We start from the raw sequence: 13,014 nt of genomic DNA on the forward strand, positions 1-13,014 counted from the left end.
CGCCCGCCGTCCGGCCCCATCACGAGGTTCGGCAGCCAGGTCGAGATCTCCGGGAAGAAGCACAGCATCAGCACGGCGAACATCATCAGCAGCACGAACGGCAGCGTGCCCCAGATCACCTCGCTCAGGGGGATGTCGGGCGCGACGTTGCGGATGACGAAGATGTTGAGGCCGACCGGCGGATGGATCAGGCCCATCTCCATCACGATGGTCATGACGACGCCGAACCAGATGATGTCGAACTCGGCGGCGCGGAGCGGCGGCAGGATGATCGGCGCGGTCATCAGGATGATCGAGACCGGCGGCAGGAAGAAGCCGAGCACGATCACCATCACGAGGATCGCGAACAACAGCTCCCAGCGCGGCAGGTGCATCGCGACAATGGCTTCCGCTGCCGACTGCGAGATGTGCAAATAGCTCATCACGTAGGAATAGAGCAGCGACATGCCGATGATCAGCATCAGCATGGTGGATTCGCGGATAGTCGATTTCAGGATCGGCGACAGGTCGCTCGGTTTCCACACGCTGTAGATCACGGCGATCAGCCCGAGCGCCAAGAGGCCGCCGAGGCCGGCGGTCTCCGACGGCGTGGCGTAGCCGCCATAGAGCGCGATCATCACGCCGGTCAAAAGCAGCACGAACGGGATCACGCGCGGCAGCGCGCTGAAGCGCTCGGCCATGGTGAACTCGTCGCGCTGCAGGATCGCGGCGTCCTTGCCGGTCGCGTCATAGGCGGCCTTGGCCATCGCGTATTCCTTGCGGAAGCGGAACACGGCGTAGAAGCCGAACAACGACACCAGCAGCAGTCCGGGGCCGATACCTGCGAGGAACAGCCGTCCGAGCGATTTCTCGGCTGCGACGGCGAACAGGATCATCGTGATCGAGGGCGGCAGCAGAATGCCGAGGGTGCCGCCGGCGGCGATGATCCCCGCGGCAAAGCCGCCGGAATAACCGCGCTTGCGCATCTCCGGAATGCCGGCCGAACCGATCGCCGAGCAGGTCGCAGGCGAAGAGCCGGCCATCGCCGCGAACAGAGCGCAGGCGAACACATTGGCGACGCCGAGGCCGCCGGGGACGCGGTGCAGCCAGGCGTGCAGCGCCGAGTAGAGATCCTGGCCGGCGCGCGATTTGCCGATCGCCGCGCCCTTCAGGATGAACAGCGGGATCGACAGCAGCGTGATCGAGGCCATCTCCTCGTAGACGTTTTGCGTCACCGTATCGAGCGAGGCCGCCGGCATGTAGATCGCCATGAACACGACGGCAACCGCGCCGAGCGCGAATGCGATCGGCATGCCGGAGAACATCGCAAACAGGGTGGCAAGCCCGTAGGAGATGCCAATACCAAACACGGTCATCGACGCGCGCCACCAGTCAACGGAATGAGGATCTGCAGAAGGAGCTGCACGCAGAGCAGCGTCATGCCGAGCGCCATCAGCCCGTAGGGAATGGCAAGCGGCGGCGACCACATCGAGTTGGAGACCTGGCCGTCGACATAGGCCTCGTGCGCGAGGGTCCAGGATTTCCAGGCGAAGAAGGTGCAGAACGCGAAGCTCGCGACATCGACCAGCCACAGCCTGATGCCGTTGGCGCGAGCCGAGAGCAGGCCGACGAACGCCTCGATGCTGACATGGCCGCGCTGGCTCTGCACATAGGCCGAGGTCATGAAGGTGGCGCCGACCAACAGGAACACGGCGGCCTCGTCCTGCCAGTAGTTCGGGCTGTGGAACAGGGCGCGGCCGAGCACGCTATAGCTCAGGATCACGCAGGCCGCGATCAGGGCGAGGGCGGCGAACACCACGATGATGTTGTTGCAGACGGACAGCGCGCGCCCGAGCAGAGCCACAGGCGTATTGCCCGTGGCCACGCTCGAGGCTTCGGCCTGATCCACGACCGGACCATGCATCATGCGGCGACGTCGCTTGCGAGCTTGAGAAGGTTGGCGGCGGTCGCCGTCTTGGCGCCGTAGTCCTTCCAGGCGGTGTCGCGCGCGATGTCGCGCCACTTGCCGACGGTGGCGGCATCGAGCGCGCTGACCTTGGCGCCGGCCTTCTCATAGACCTTGGCGACCTCGGCATCGTCGTCCTGCGCGCCCTTGCGGCCGAACGCCTCGAGCTCGGCGCCGACGGCGAGGATGATGTCCTGCTGGTTCTTCGGCAGCTTGTCGAAGATCGCCTTCGACATCATCAGCGGCTCCAGCATGAACCAGTAGGAGGCGCCGGCGCCCGAGGTCAGCGACTTCGCGACCTCCTCGAGGCGGAACGAGATCAGGCTGGTGGAGGAGGTGATGCCGGCATCGCAGGCACCGGTCTGCATCGCGGCGTAGATCTCGTTTGATGGCACCGACAACACGGCGGCGCCGGCGGTCTGCAACACCATGTCCATCTCGCGCGAGCCGCCGCGCACCTTCAGGCCCTTGGCATCCTCGGGCGCCACGATCGCCTTGGAGCGGCTGGCGACGCCGCCGGCCTGCCAGACCCAGGAGATCAACAGAATGCCCTTGTCGGCGAGGAAGTCGGTCAGCGCCTTGCCGACCGGCTCCTTCTTCCAGCGCAGGCCCTGGTCGTAGGTCGTGACGAGGCCCGGCATCAGGCCGATATTGGTCTCCGGCAACTCGCCTCCGGCATAGGGCATCGGATAGAGGCTGAGGTCGAGCGCGCCCTTGCGCATTGCCGAGAACTGCGCGTTGGTCTTGATCAGCGAGGAGTTCGGATAGACCTCCGCGGTCAGATCGCCGCCCGAGCGCTTGGCAACCTCGGCCGCGAACATCCGGCACAGCCGGTCGCGGAAATCGCCCTTGTCGATCGTGCCGCCGGGGAACTGGTGCGAGATCTTCAGCGTGGTCGCGGCGTGTGCGGTCCCGACACCCATCCGCAGGATCGCGGGTGCGGCGAGGGCGGAAGCGAGGACGTGGCGGCGTGTGAGCATGGTTGTTTCCCTGAGGGGCTTCTTGAGTGGCTGTTAGATCGGCGCGGAGCTTCAGCTTAGCCGGTCTTCGCGTGAATATTCTCTAGTCTGATAGTTGAGCCGCCCTGATAGTGCGGGCCGATATGCGGCGGCAAGTCCTGGCATCGGGGGCTTGCTGATGTTGCGGCGCACACTGCGCGCCAGCTACGCAACCCTCGCGGGTGCGTGCCGTTGCGGCTCAAGAATTTGTTATTGGAGGTAACAACGGCCCGCGCAAGTGCGTCGAGTAGAGAGCGGCAAGTCGTCGCGCTCACATCCGACCACACAAGGGACCACCATCATGACCACCAAGACCCGCCTCGGCTTTTCCGCCGCGCTGCTCTCGTTCAGCCTCGCGCTCGCGCCCGCCGCCTTCGCTCAGGACAAGATGGGCCACGACGATGCGATGAAGAAGGAAGGCACGATGTCCAAGGATGCCATGTCCAAGGACGCGATGAAGAAGGACGATGGCATGAAGAAAGACGACGCCATGAAGAAGGACGGCGGCGCGATGATGAAGAAAGACGACGGCATGAAGAAGAACTGATCGCCAGCCTCGCTCATCCTTCGCAGGCCCGCAATCGTGGCGGGCCTGCCTGGTTGCGCGTTAGCGCTTCTTCTTGCCGCGCTCCTTGCGCGCCGCATAGCGCGCGTCACGCTTGGCCTTCTGCTCGGCGAGCAGCGCCTCCTCGCGAGCGGCTTCCTCTTCCTTCTCGCGCGCGATGCGGGCGGCCTCGGCAGCGGCGGCCTCTTCCTCGCGACGCTTCTGTTCGGCCTTTTCGGCCTCACGGGCTTCCTTGGCCTTGGTGCGGCGTTCGGCGATCGCCGCGCGCTCGTCGGCACGTGCCTTCACAGCGGGATCGTCAGCTCCCGGCTGGGCGCGAAACTTGTTGAGGAGGTTTTGCCGCGCCTGCAGGGCCGCTTTTTGGCGGTCGGCAAAACCCGGTTCCTTGAAGCCACTCATAGAGGAAGCCTTGCTGCTTTCTGTTCGGGTGATGGATGGGGTTGGGTTCGGCGCTTCAATAAGTGAACGGCGCAGAAATTGCCAGTGGCGAACGGAGGGCTGTGGAGCAAGGGAGATATGAGCGGACAGCAAATGGCCGATGGCGGAGGTTACGCCCGCCTGGCTGCCGGCGTGGTGAGTGGTTGGTCACCGAATCTGCCGACAAGTCTGGATCTGCCGAAAGGTCTAGCCGCGCTGAATCTGCTCGCGCCGGCCGTTGCCCAGTACCTTGGCGACCGTCTCGGCGGTCATCGCGCTGCGGTCCGAGGCGCGCTGGACTTCCAGCCTGTCGCGGGCCTTTTCGCTGATCAGCAGGCTGATCAGTCGCAGCCTGCTGGTTTCGTCGACAGCCTCCGAAAGCAGCTGCCTGTAACGCTGATAATCGTAAGTCGCTTCTTGTTCGCTCACCGGCACGCCCCGCACACGCGCTCCACTTCAGCGGGTAGTGTTTCGCGAGTCGCCGCTGCCCGCAATCGAATTGCGGCACCGGTAGCCGCGGCTTGCGCATTTCGCTGTGCCACTGTTGCAGAATTGATCGCACGCAACCGTGCAAACCGTCATGATGCGGGCGTTGCAACCGGGAACCGAAACAAGGATGAGCGAACCCGAAGATGGAGGCAGCCGCCGGGGCGCGCTGATCGGACTGCTGGTGGCCGCGGTCATGCTCGCGGTCGGTCTCTGGCTTGCGCACAGCCTGACCGCGGCGAGCAAGTTGCAGGACTGCGTGATGTCGGGCCGCTCCAACTGTAATGTGATCGAGCCGGCACGCTGACCCGCCTTGCGGCAGTGCAATATTACTCCCACATCAAACCTAAAGACTCGGGCTGAACTGTTTGGTCCCGGTTGTGATTCCGGTCACACGCGGACAGGCGGGCTGCCTCATTTCGTCCCAGAGATCGGCGGGAACCAAGGCCATGATATCCAAGCTGTGGTCCGGAAAGGGCGCGGCGCTGGCTGCCGCAGGTGCGGCGGGTGCCGTTTTGGTTGCGTATGCGTCCCTCACGCTGGCATCGCCCGAACAGGTGTCGAGCGCGGGGTTGGGCCCCGGATGGCAGTGCAGCAGGGTGGCCTTCGTGCTGACCACCTGCACCCGGGCAGACGAGACCGAGCGCGAGGCCAAAGTCGACGCCGAGGTCAAGGCGATCCCAGTGCGGGCCAAGGACGATTGTCCGCCCGAGCCCTAGGTTTTGCTTGCTGACGCGTCGTCGTCACACCAACCGGTGCCCATTTCGCTCGGACGGGCCCTGGACCGCTGGCGCGTCGCGGCGGCTGTATTTCAAATCATTTCTTGGTGGCGCCACGCGGCTTGATGGAGAGGCCGAGGCGCATCGCCATCTTCTTGATTCGCTCCGGCGAACGGCCGGTCGCCTTCACGACCTCCTCCAGTGTCTTGGAGGAGCGCGCCAATTCCATCAGTCGTCGGTCCTCCTTGAACGACCACCGCGGCTTTCGGGCCATCTTGTTGGTATCCTTGTGCATTGCTGGGCAACAAAGCCGCCAGGCGGGGTCGCCTGACGGCCTTGCCGGTGTGGGCCCGGACCTTGGGGAAATGTCCGGTGGATAAGCAATACTGCTTCCGAATAAGGTCGCAATTGAAACCGGATCTTAACCTAACCCATCAAGGTTACTTGGTTAGAGCGTGGCAGGAGGCCTTATGCGCAAGGTCGCCATTTTGAGTGCCGCAGCATTTTTACTGTCCGGTTGCTGGAACGACCCGGAGGTCACCGGATCGACCAACAGCTGTGCGGCCAATCTCTACAGTCAGTATAATCCCAAGGTCATGGATCAGTGCGTCAACACCTGCATCAAGTGTGACCATGGCAACGTCACGACCTGTACGACCTCGTGTACGCTGAGAGGTGCGCGGTAGCCGGCCTGAGCATGCGCCGCCGCGAACGGAGCCTTGAGCCATCACGGCAACGGGCCGCCTTGCGCAGCGCGAGGAAGGCCTTTATCGCGCCTCAGCAGCGGCGCCATTGCCGCGCCGGAAACTGAGAGCGTGAAACAGAGCGCGGTGAGCGGGCCTTCCTATGTCGCGGTCGATTGGGGCACCAGCAGCTTCCGGCTCTGGCTGATGAATGCCGGCGGCCAGGTGTTCGGCGAACGTCGCAGCGAGGAGGGCATGACGACGGCCGCCAGGACCGGCTTTGCCTCCGTGCTGCAATCGCATCTCGACGCGCTGGGTGCGCCGGCCAATCTGCCAGTGGTCATTTGCGGCATGGCGGGTGCACGGCAGGGCTGGGTCGAGGCCGGCTATATCGACACGCCGGCGCACCTCTCCGACGTCCTCAAGGGCGCCGCCGTGGTCAGCGGGCAGGCGCGTGACATTCGCATCCTGCCGGGGATCGCACAGCGCGATGCCGCGGCTCCCGACGTGATGCGTGGCGAGGAGACCCAGTTGCTCGGCGCGCTCGGCCTGGACGCGCCGGATGACGCCCTCGTTTGCATGCCGGGAACCCATTCCAAATGGGTGCGACTGCGCGGAGGCACAGTCGAACGCTTTGCGACCTTCATGACCGGCGAATTGTTCAGCGCGGTCGCGCGCGACACCATCCTGTCACACGCCATCGCGGGCGCGGATGAGGCTGTCGATGCCGATGCGTTTTGCTCGGCCGTCATGGAGGCGTTCGCTGCGCCAGCGTTATCAGCCAACCTGCTGTTTCGGGTGCGATCGCGGCAATTGTTGTTCGGCGGCAGCGCGCAGGCCGCGCGCGAGACGATCTCGGGCACGTTGATCGGCGCCGAACTGGCGGCCGGCCTTGCGGAGCGGGAGCAGACAACGCCGGTGACGCTGATCGCGTCGGGCCGCCTGCAACGGCTCTATCGGATCGCGCTGCAACGCCTTTCGATTCCGCTCAACGTCATGGATGCGGAGGAGGCGGTTCGCCGTGGCCTCGCCGGCGCTGCGGCGGCGCTCTGGGAGAATTGAGGGATAACGCATGAGTATTCCGTTTCCGCCGATGAAGCGTCCGCTGGTTGCGATCCTGCGCGGCATCAGGCCGGACGAGGCCCTGGGCATCGTCAGTGCGCTCATCGAGGCTGAGATGACCGCGATCGAGATTCCGCTGAACTCGCCCGAGCCGTTCCGCTCGATCGAGATCGCGGTGAAGCGGGCGTCTGCCGATGTCCTGATCGGCGCCGGCACGGTGCTGTCAGCCGCTGACGTCGATCGTCTCCACGACGCCGGCGGGCGCCTGATGGTATCGCCGAATGTCGATGTCGACGTGCTGAAGCGGGCCCGCGATTACGCAATGGTCACGATGCCCGGCGTGTTCTCGCCGACGGAAGCGCTGCTTGCGGCGCGTGCCGGTGCCTCGAGCCTGAAATTCTTTCCGGCGAGCGTGCTCGGTGCCTCCGGCATCTCGGCGATCCGCGCCGTGCTGCCGGCGGATGCGATGATCGCCGCCGTCGGCGGCGTCTCGGACCAGAATTTCGCGGAATATGTGAAGGCCGGCATTCGCGCTTTCGGCCTCGGCAGCAGCCTCTACAAGCCGGGCATGACGGCGGCGGATGTTGCGGTCCGAGCGAAGATGACGATCGAGGCGTATGACAGGGCCGTGCAGGGCGCGAGCTGAGCCCGGTCCGTAACTTGTGATCGCGGACTAATCGTCGCGCCTGCCGCCGTCGATCACCCTGAACAGCGGCGCCGCCTCGCGAGGGCTCTCGAGCAGTTCGTCGACCATGGCGATCGCAGCCGCGACGTATTTCTCGGTCGCGGCGTCCAGCGGTCGCTCGGCTTCGTCTGACAGCGCGAGCTTGGCGCCCTCGAGCAGTTTGCGGGTGCGGACAGCGGATTCGTCGCCGGCGGTGAGGGCTGCGCGGGCGATCGATCGCAGCACGAACAGCTCGCCCTCCAACCGCAGCAGGCGGTCGTTGAGCTTGCTCAGCACAGTATTCAGGTTCCGCATGACGTCCTCTCCGGGCATTGGACCCGTCTTCCATACACGGTCATTCCTGACGAAATTCTTGTGCTGGCCACCAACCATTTGGTTCGTCGAACGGCTCCTTGCCGGCGGGCGCTGCCCGCTGGTGGATCATCGCGGAGAGCCCTAGTAGAGTGACCGCGATCCGCCGCCCGGCCGGGCGCCAGGGGCGCACCCATTTCATCCAATCAGGACGAAGGAACGCATATGAGGATTGCCGTCGAAACCATCGTTGCCGCGCCGATCGCGGATGTCTGGCGCGCCTACACCACCCCCGACGACATCAAGCAATGGAATGCGGCTTCCGACGATTGGCACACCACCGCTGCGACCGTGGACCTGCGCGCCGGTGGCGCCTTCTCGTCGCGGATGGAAGCCAAGGACGGCAGCATGGGGTTCGATTTCGCAGGCACCTACACCCGGGTCGAGGCGGAGCGGCTGCTCGAATATTCGTTCGGTGATCGCACCGCGCAGGTTGCATTCACGCCCGAGGCCGGCGGCGTCAAGGTGCAGGTCGGCTTCGACAGCGAGGATACCCATTCGGTCGAGCAACAGCGCGGCGGCTGGCAGGCGATCCTGGATAATTTCAAGCGCTACGTCGAGGCAAAGCCACGATCCTGATCCGGCGACGGGAGGGCGACGTGATCGATGCGCCAGAGGTGCGGGCTGCGACCAGATGCTCGCGGAATTGAGCGCGGGCGGGATTTGCGTGGGAATGGCACATCGGCCGAGCAAGCGGACGAGATGAGAGCGCTCTCGGCGCGATCGCGATGGTGGTCGGGAGCAAATGCGATGCGCTTTGTTTTGGCACTTGGTCTGTTGGTCGTGCTATGCGCGTCCGCGGACGCCGCACCACGGCGTCATCCCCATGCACGGCAACCCGCAACGGTTCGTGCGCCCGCGGATGCGACGCCGCCGGGGCGCTTCGCCGTTCCTGGCTGGAGTGACGAGTCGACCCGCCAATGGCTCGACCGCGCGTCGGAGAATGCCGGCCGCGGCGGATAGTCCGATAAGCCCGCGGCGCAATTTCAATCGTCGCTGTCGTCTTCAGTTCCGCGCGAGCTCGATGCCGAGCGGCCGCCATATCGCCGTGGGGCGGCGCTGGCCTTTCTCGCGCTCACGCCTTCGCTCTCACGCAGTTCCTTCCGTGCGCGCCGCGCGGTGCGCATCGCGCGCTTGATGTTTGCATCGTGCGAGTCCTCGTCGAAGAACAGCACGATCTCGCAGCTTGGACATTGGCGCGAGTAACCGTTCTGCAGCCGCTTGGCGCGATCGCGAAAGACGTTCTTGCAGCGTGTGCAACGGATCTGGACGGAATCTTCCATGACGGCCTGAAGTATCGGCGAACGGCGCACGCGCTCACAATAGCTTTGCGGAGGCAATTCCGGAGCAAGCACTGCCGGAACTTTGTTCACGCACGGAGAACTACGGAAGCATTCGTGCGCTGAATGATAAAGAACAAGACGTGACGTCAGTGCAGGCCGTGAACATCAAAAAGAAAAGGCCTCAGCGCGTGGGCCACGCCGAGGCCAAGTTGACACTTTGGTCGCGAGGCACCGTCACCAGCGCCTCGATACTTACCCTACCTTCGTTTCTCTGCAGCAAAATAGCCCATATGGGCCATGATGCCTGGCACAGAACGTGCAGACTTGGAGCCGTCAGGATTTTGCATCACCTTCCTGGGGCTAAGAGCAACGCCGTCCGCCTATATTTCAAGCGGACGGCGTTGCGCATTTGACGGTCGGCACGCGGCTCCAGCTGCGATCAGTGATCCATCGGCCGAATCTCCAGGCTCTCGATTTTCACCGGCGGAATTGCCGGATCCTTGTCATCGAGCGGATGCAACGTGATCGTAGCATTCGTGCCGCCGGCAAGAACATTATCGCCGGCGCCGCTGGCGTGCGCGTAACTGCCGGCGAGATCGTCGAGCCCGAGCCACGGCACCGGCGCCATCACCTTCCAGGTCAGCGCGACGTCCTGATCGCCGATGAAAACACCAAGGTTGGGAAAGGCTGCGACGTAGCGGCGGTCCGGCGCGCTCTCGATGTGCAGCACGCAGTTGAGATTGGTCACCGGGCCCAGGATGAAACCGTTATCGGGGCCGCCGCTGCACGCGAGCGTTCCGGCCTGCACCTGTTGCGTTTCGGCCGTCGTCACAGGCGCGGCGAGAGTTACTACGCCGCACAGCGCAAGCAGCACCCAATGACCCGTCGTACGCATGGTGCTGGATAACGCCGATCGATGCGCAATCGCTCCTCGTTCTCGGCCGTGGCCTTCGCTTGTGGTTAAGAGAGTTTTAGAGTTGGGGTTTTGTTGCCGCCAACGGGTAGGCCTTTGCGCCAAGCCGCAAAAATGCGCCGGCCACGACCAAGATGCTCAGTCGGAAAAAACTACGCCGCCGGGCTCGAAATGGATTGTCCCGACGGCGCCCTGTTTCAATCTGGGCCCGCAATCCCAGTCATGGTCTGTGTGCAAGACCGGCGCCAAGGTTCGAATGCCCCGGAGTCGTACAGGGATTAGCGTCTGGCGACCGTCTGCTGCTGGCCGCTGACCTTCTTGTGCCCGGGCGGAGGTCCGATGGTGGCCCAGACCACCGCGGCAATCACCATCGCCGTGAGGATGGCGCCGGCCAAGGGCTGATCGTTGTCCATGCTCCGCGCCCGTTCAGATATGGTGCTCGAGCTTCCGCATCTCCTGCAGGCGAGCCAGGCAAAAATCCCGATACAATTCGTTGATGAAATCCCACATGACCGAATCCCCTTTGGTCCAATAATGGGACGCTACGCCGGGTTTGTTTCCGGTCGGCTTCGTGGCTTCCGGAAAATGGCTTCATGGGAGGCGATACGGGCAGGACCCGAACGTATGAGCTCCTTGCCCCAGCCGCGGCCTGGCGCCTCCCGCTGCGGATGCGACCCTCAAACGCTGGCCGGCTCTCGCAACGGTGCGCCCGTTGCTGTCTCGCTCGCCGTGCGCCGCCGGTAACTCATCAAGATGACCGAGATCACGGCCGCGCACATGAACGGGCCGACCGGCCACAACACCAGCGGGAATACGTATCCCAGCACGAACACGATGCCGACACCGATCCGAAAGACACGACGATTGGAGCGCGGCGCGATCCGGTCGTCCGTGCTCGCATTCATGAGAAAGACGAGCGCGATCGCCAGGATCGGCATATCGTAGATGGCGAAGTAAGGAGAGACGAGCGGCGTTGCCGCAAGCAGACTCGCGGCCTGCACCGAAAAGCTGATGTGGCGGCGCCAAATGATCAGCACCCAAATCGCGCAGGCCAAGGCGATTGCGATGTGCAACGACATCGCCGATCCGTAGTCCAGGCCGGCAAACCGAAGCAGGCCATAGTTGCTTTGCAATTTGTACCACGGCAGCGCGCCGCTGAGGTGAAACTGCGTCGCCGCGTAAGTTGCCGCTTCACGAAATCCCTTGAAAGTATCCCAGCCGAAGATGACCCCCGTGAGCAGGATGAGGGTGGGCGCCACGAGGCTGGCCGTGATGACGACACGCCAGCGCTTGGTTGCGATCAGCACGAAAGGAAGCAGAACGCCGTATTGCGGCTTGAAGATGAGCAACGCGAGCAGGAAGCCGCTCAGCAGCGGGCGCCTGTCCAATGTCAGCAGGATGCCACCGAGCAGCGATGCTGCGAGCAGCGCACTTTGGCCGGCAATGAAATCAAAGAAGACCGGCGGCGCAGCGAGCGCAAGCAGCATTGCGGCGGAACGTGGCCGGATCGCATGAACGACGAGGAGCCAGCAGAGCAGCTTTGCCGCGCTCCAAACCCAGAACGCGATCCAAAACGGCAGGAGCGCCAGCGGTGCCAGAACCAGGAAAAATACCGGCGGATAGAAAAACGGAACCGGCATCTGATCGTAAGGATACGTGGTGTGAGTGACTGGCTGCATCTGGATGAGCAGCTGATGCAATTGCTGCCAGTCGTAGGCGGCCGCCGCGCGGCCCTCGAGCGCCATCGTGCCCGCGCCCCAGAAACACGAAAAGTCGATCCCGGGATGGCTGCCGCCACTGGCAAATATCAGCACTACGGCAAGGATCGTGAGGCAAAACAGGACAGCGCAGGCTGCTGCTTGCGCCGGGTCGTCTCCCGCGGAAACATCCCAGTTCAGCATCTTTTTCGACGAACCGGTCATGATCAAGGCTGCTTCTGAAAAATGGTAAAACTGTTCGCGCGACTCGAAGAAATCAGTGTCGCCGTCGGGCAATGTTCAAAAATATTCAAACGCCACGCCAAGGTTTATCCCGGCAATCTGCGATGCGGCAACGATGTTTTGTTCTTAACCTAACCGGCCGATGCCAGCTGCTTGGTGGTCCTGTCTCGGTGGTGGCGCGGTCCCGAGGTCGGCTCAGGGGGCCAATACGCGACACCGAAATGAATTAGGCCGCCAACTGAGGCGGCCTAGGCATTTGACCAAGGCTAGTGCTCACTTCTCAACTTCTACGATGTATCGCCGTATCGTCTTTGCTGTTTTCGCGCCTTCAGGTGCAAGGTCCTTCCAGACCTCGGACTGGAAAAATGCTATGGCGGCATCTGCACTATCCCATTCGGTCATAGCCACACTGATTGGCGCAGGTCCGCCCTCCGCGTGGAAAACCCTACCTTTCAAAGTCCCCATTGAGCGGCCACCGGCGTCGGCCAGTGCCCTTCTCGCTGCATCGATATAAGCGGGCGAAACAGTTGTACCAGCAATTGGTTCGATCTCAGCGATACTGTACGCCTTCAGTTTGGTTTGCGCTTGCAAACCTTGAAACGCGAACCCGCCGATTGCGATGCCGCCGAGCAGTGACAATGCCATCAAGTATTGAGTTCTCATGATTTCCTCCAGCTTTGCCGGTAACCGGCCGGGAGAGGGTAGGCACGCGCCCATGATGCGGCGGGCCGGGAGCAATCGGCAAGCTCAGAAACAGGTGAAGAACATCGAGTGACTAACCGTTTTCGAAACGGTGACTAACAGCCCGTCAACCGATTGCAATTCCGACAGAAAAGTTTTGACTGGCGATCCCGGCAGGATTCGAACCTGCAACCCGCGGAGTAGAAATCCGCTACTCTATCCAGTTGAGCTACGGGACCGTGGCCGCCTTGTAGCACCGCCAATATGAAAAATCCGCCTTTCCGCC

The 13,014-nt window shown here is 63.3% G+C and carries 18 protein-coding genes and 1 tRNA gene; 6 read left to right on the forward strand and 13 right to left on the reverse strand.

Going from position 1 to position 13,014, the window contains the following annotated elements; all coding sequences use genetic code 11:
• The 3 genes from QDT69_RS05910 to dctP all read right to left on the reverse strand — a co-directional run.
• Positions 1 to 1,355 (reverse strand): TRAP transporter large permease (locus QDT69_RS05910; protein WP_074129132.1); only part of this gene is annotated, 1,355 nt, incomplete at its 3' end.
• The gene (locus QDT69_RS05915; protein ID WP_279705710.1) at positions 1,352 to 1,906 is read right to left on the reverse strand and encodes a TRAP transporter small permease; all 555 of its coding nucleotides are present in this window, start codon (positions 1,904 to 1,906) and stop codon (positions 1,352 to 1,354) included. The genes QDT69_RS05910 and QDT69_RS05915, both read right to left, overlap by 4 nt.
• Positions 1,903 to 2,925, reverse strand: a complete 1,023-nt coding sequence (dctP, locus tag QDT69_RS05920; RefSeq protein WP_279705711.1) for a TRAP transporter substrate-binding protein DctP — start codon at positions 2,923 to 2,925, stop codon at positions 1,903 to 1,905. The genes QDT69_RS05915 and dctP overlap by 4 nt, the downstream gene beginning before the upstream one ends.
• Before the next feature lie 319 nt (positions 2,926 to 3,244).
• Here dctP and QDT69_RS05925 point away from each other — a divergent pair, with 319 nt between their 5' ends.
• Complete coding sequence (locus tag QDT69_RS05925) at positions 3,245 to 3,490, forward strand: pentapeptide MXKDX repeat protein (RefSeq protein WP_279705712.1); 246 nt, start codon at positions 3,245 to 3,247, stop codon at positions 3,488 to 3,490.
• Between the two features lie 60 nt (positions 3,491 to 3,550).
• Here QDT69_RS05925 and QDT69_RS05930 read toward each other — a convergent pair whose 3' ends face one another.
• Both QDT69_RS05930 and QDT69_RS05935 read right to left on the reverse strand, forming a co-directional pair.
• Complete coding sequence (locus QDT69_RS05930; protein WP_050419656.1) at positions 3,551 to 3,907, reverse strand: DUF6481 family protein; 357 nt, start codon at positions 3,905 to 3,907, stop codon at positions 3,551 to 3,553.
• 225 nt (positions 3,908 to 4,132) lie between these two features.
• Complete coding sequence (locus tag QDT69_RS05935; protein ID WP_146985805.1) at positions 4,133 to 4,354, reverse strand: hypothetical protein; 222 nt, start codon at positions 4,352 to 4,354, stop codon at positions 4,133 to 4,135.
• 187 nt (positions 4,355 to 4,541) lie between these two features.
• Between QDT69_RS05935 and QDT69_RS05940 the strand changes: the two genes are divergently transcribed.
• Together QDT69_RS05940 and QDT69_RS05945 are read left to right on the forward strand one after the other, a co-directional pair.
• Positions 4,542 to 4,718 carry a hypothetical protein gene (locus tag QDT69_RS05940; RefSeq protein WP_279705713.1) on the forward strand — a complete coding sequence of 59 codons (177 nt, stop codon included), beginning with the start codon at positions 4,542 to 4,544 and terminating at the stop codon, positions 4,716 to 4,718.
• A gap of 142 nt (positions 4,719 to 4,860) precedes the next feature.
• The gene (locus QDT69_RS05945) at positions 4,861 to 5,130 is read left to right on the forward strand and encodes a hypothetical protein (protein WP_279705714.1); all 270 of its coding nucleotides are present in this window, start codon (positions 4,861 to 4,863) and stop codon (positions 5,128 to 5,130) included.
• 97 nt (positions 5,131 to 5,227) lie between these two features.
• Here the strand turns inward: QDT69_RS05945 and QDT69_RS05950 are convergent, their stop codons facing one another.
• The gene (locus QDT69_RS05950) at positions 5,228 to 5,404 is read right to left on the reverse strand and encodes a hypothetical protein (RefSeq protein ID WP_021079279.1); all 177 of its coding nucleotides are present in this window, start codon (positions 5,402 to 5,404) and stop codon (positions 5,228 to 5,230) included.
• 556 nt (positions 5,405 to 5,960) lie between these two features.
• Between QDT69_RS05950 and QDT69_RS05955 the strand changes: the two genes are divergently transcribed.
• Positions 5,961 to 6,875, forward strand: a complete 915-nt coding sequence (locus QDT69_RS05955) for a 2-dehydro-3-deoxygalactonokinase (protein ID WP_279706173.1) — start codon at positions 5,961 to 5,963, stop codon at positions 6,873 to 6,875.
• A 10-nt stretch (positions 6,876 to 6,885) separates the two neighbouring features.
• Positions 6,886 to 7,521: a 2-dehydro-3-deoxy-6-phosphogalactonate aldolase gene (locus QDT69_RS05960; protein WP_279705715.1), complete on the forward strand. Its 636-nt coding sequence runs from the start codon at positions 6,886 to 6,888 to the stop codon at positions 7,519 to 7,521.
• A 27-nt stretch (positions 7,522 to 7,548) separates the two neighbouring features.
• On the opposite strand, the gene QDT69_RS05965 is transcribed toward QDT69_RS05960, so the two are convergent.
• Positions 7,549 to 7,854 (reverse strand): hypothetical protein, encoded by a 306-nt coding sequence (locus QDT69_RS05965; RefSeq protein WP_050419661.1) that lies wholly within the window; start codon positions 7,852 to 7,854, stop codon positions 7,549 to 7,551.
• A 222-nt stretch (positions 7,855 to 8,076) separates the two neighbouring features.
• Here QDT69_RS05965 and QDT69_RS05970 point away from each other — a divergent pair, with 222 nt between their 5' ends.
• Positions 8,077 to 8,490 (forward strand): SRPBCC family protein, encoded by a 414-nt coding sequence (locus tag QDT69_RS05970; RefSeq protein ID WP_279705716.1) that lies wholly within the window; start codon positions 8,077 to 8,079, stop codon positions 8,488 to 8,490.
• A 407-nt stretch (positions 8,491 to 8,897) separates the two neighbouring features.
• Here QDT69_RS05970 and QDT69_RS37190 read toward each other — a convergent pair whose 3' ends face one another.
• From QDT69_RS37190 to QDT69_RS06000, 6 genes are all read right to left on the reverse strand, one after another.
• Positions 8,898 to 9,086 carry a hypothetical protein gene (locus QDT69_RS37190; RefSeq protein WP_347952026.1) on the reverse strand — a complete coding sequence of 63 codons (189 nt, stop codon included), beginning with the start codon at positions 9,084 to 9,086 and terminating at the stop codon, positions 8,898 to 8,900.
• A gap of 547 nt (positions 9,087 to 9,633) precedes the next feature.
• Complete coding sequence (locus QDT69_RS05980; RefSeq protein WP_279705718.1) at positions 9,634 to 10,089, reverse strand: DUF992 domain-containing protein; 456 nt, start codon at positions 10,087 to 10,089, stop codon at positions 9,634 to 9,636.
• 296 nt (positions 10,090 to 10,385) lie between these two features.
• Entirely contained in the window at positions 10,386 to 10,520 is a 135-nt protein-coding gene (locus QDT69_RS05985) for a hypothetical protein (protein WP_279705719.1), read from the reverse strand.
• A gap of 264 nt (positions 10,521 to 10,784) precedes the next feature.
• The gene (locus QDT69_RS05990) at positions 10,785 to 12,101 is read right to left on the reverse strand and encodes a glycosyltransferase family 87 protein (RefSeq protein ID WP_279705720.1); all 1,317 of its coding nucleotides are present in this window, start codon (positions 12,099 to 12,101) and stop codon (positions 10,785 to 10,787) included.
• Between the two features lie 219 nt (positions 12,102 to 12,320).
• Positions 12,321 to 12,710, reverse strand: coding sequence for a DUF1330 domain-containing protein (locus QDT69_RS05995; protein WP_279705721.1), 390 nt, complete (start codon positions 12,708 to 12,710; stop codon positions 12,321 to 12,323).
• A 180-nt stretch (positions 12,711 to 12,890) separates the two neighbouring features.
• Positions 12,891 to 12,967: transfer RNA gene (locus QDT69_RS06000), tRNA-Arg, on the reverse strand.
• Between the last annotated feature and the right edge of the window lie 47 nt (positions 12,968 to 13,014).

Origin of the sequence: Bradyrhizobium sp. CER78 (assembly GCF_029846235.1) — a bacterium.
Taxonomy (GTDB): domain Bacteria; phylum Pseudomonadota; class Alphaproteobacteria; order Rhizobiales; family Xanthobacteraceae; genus Bradyrhizobium.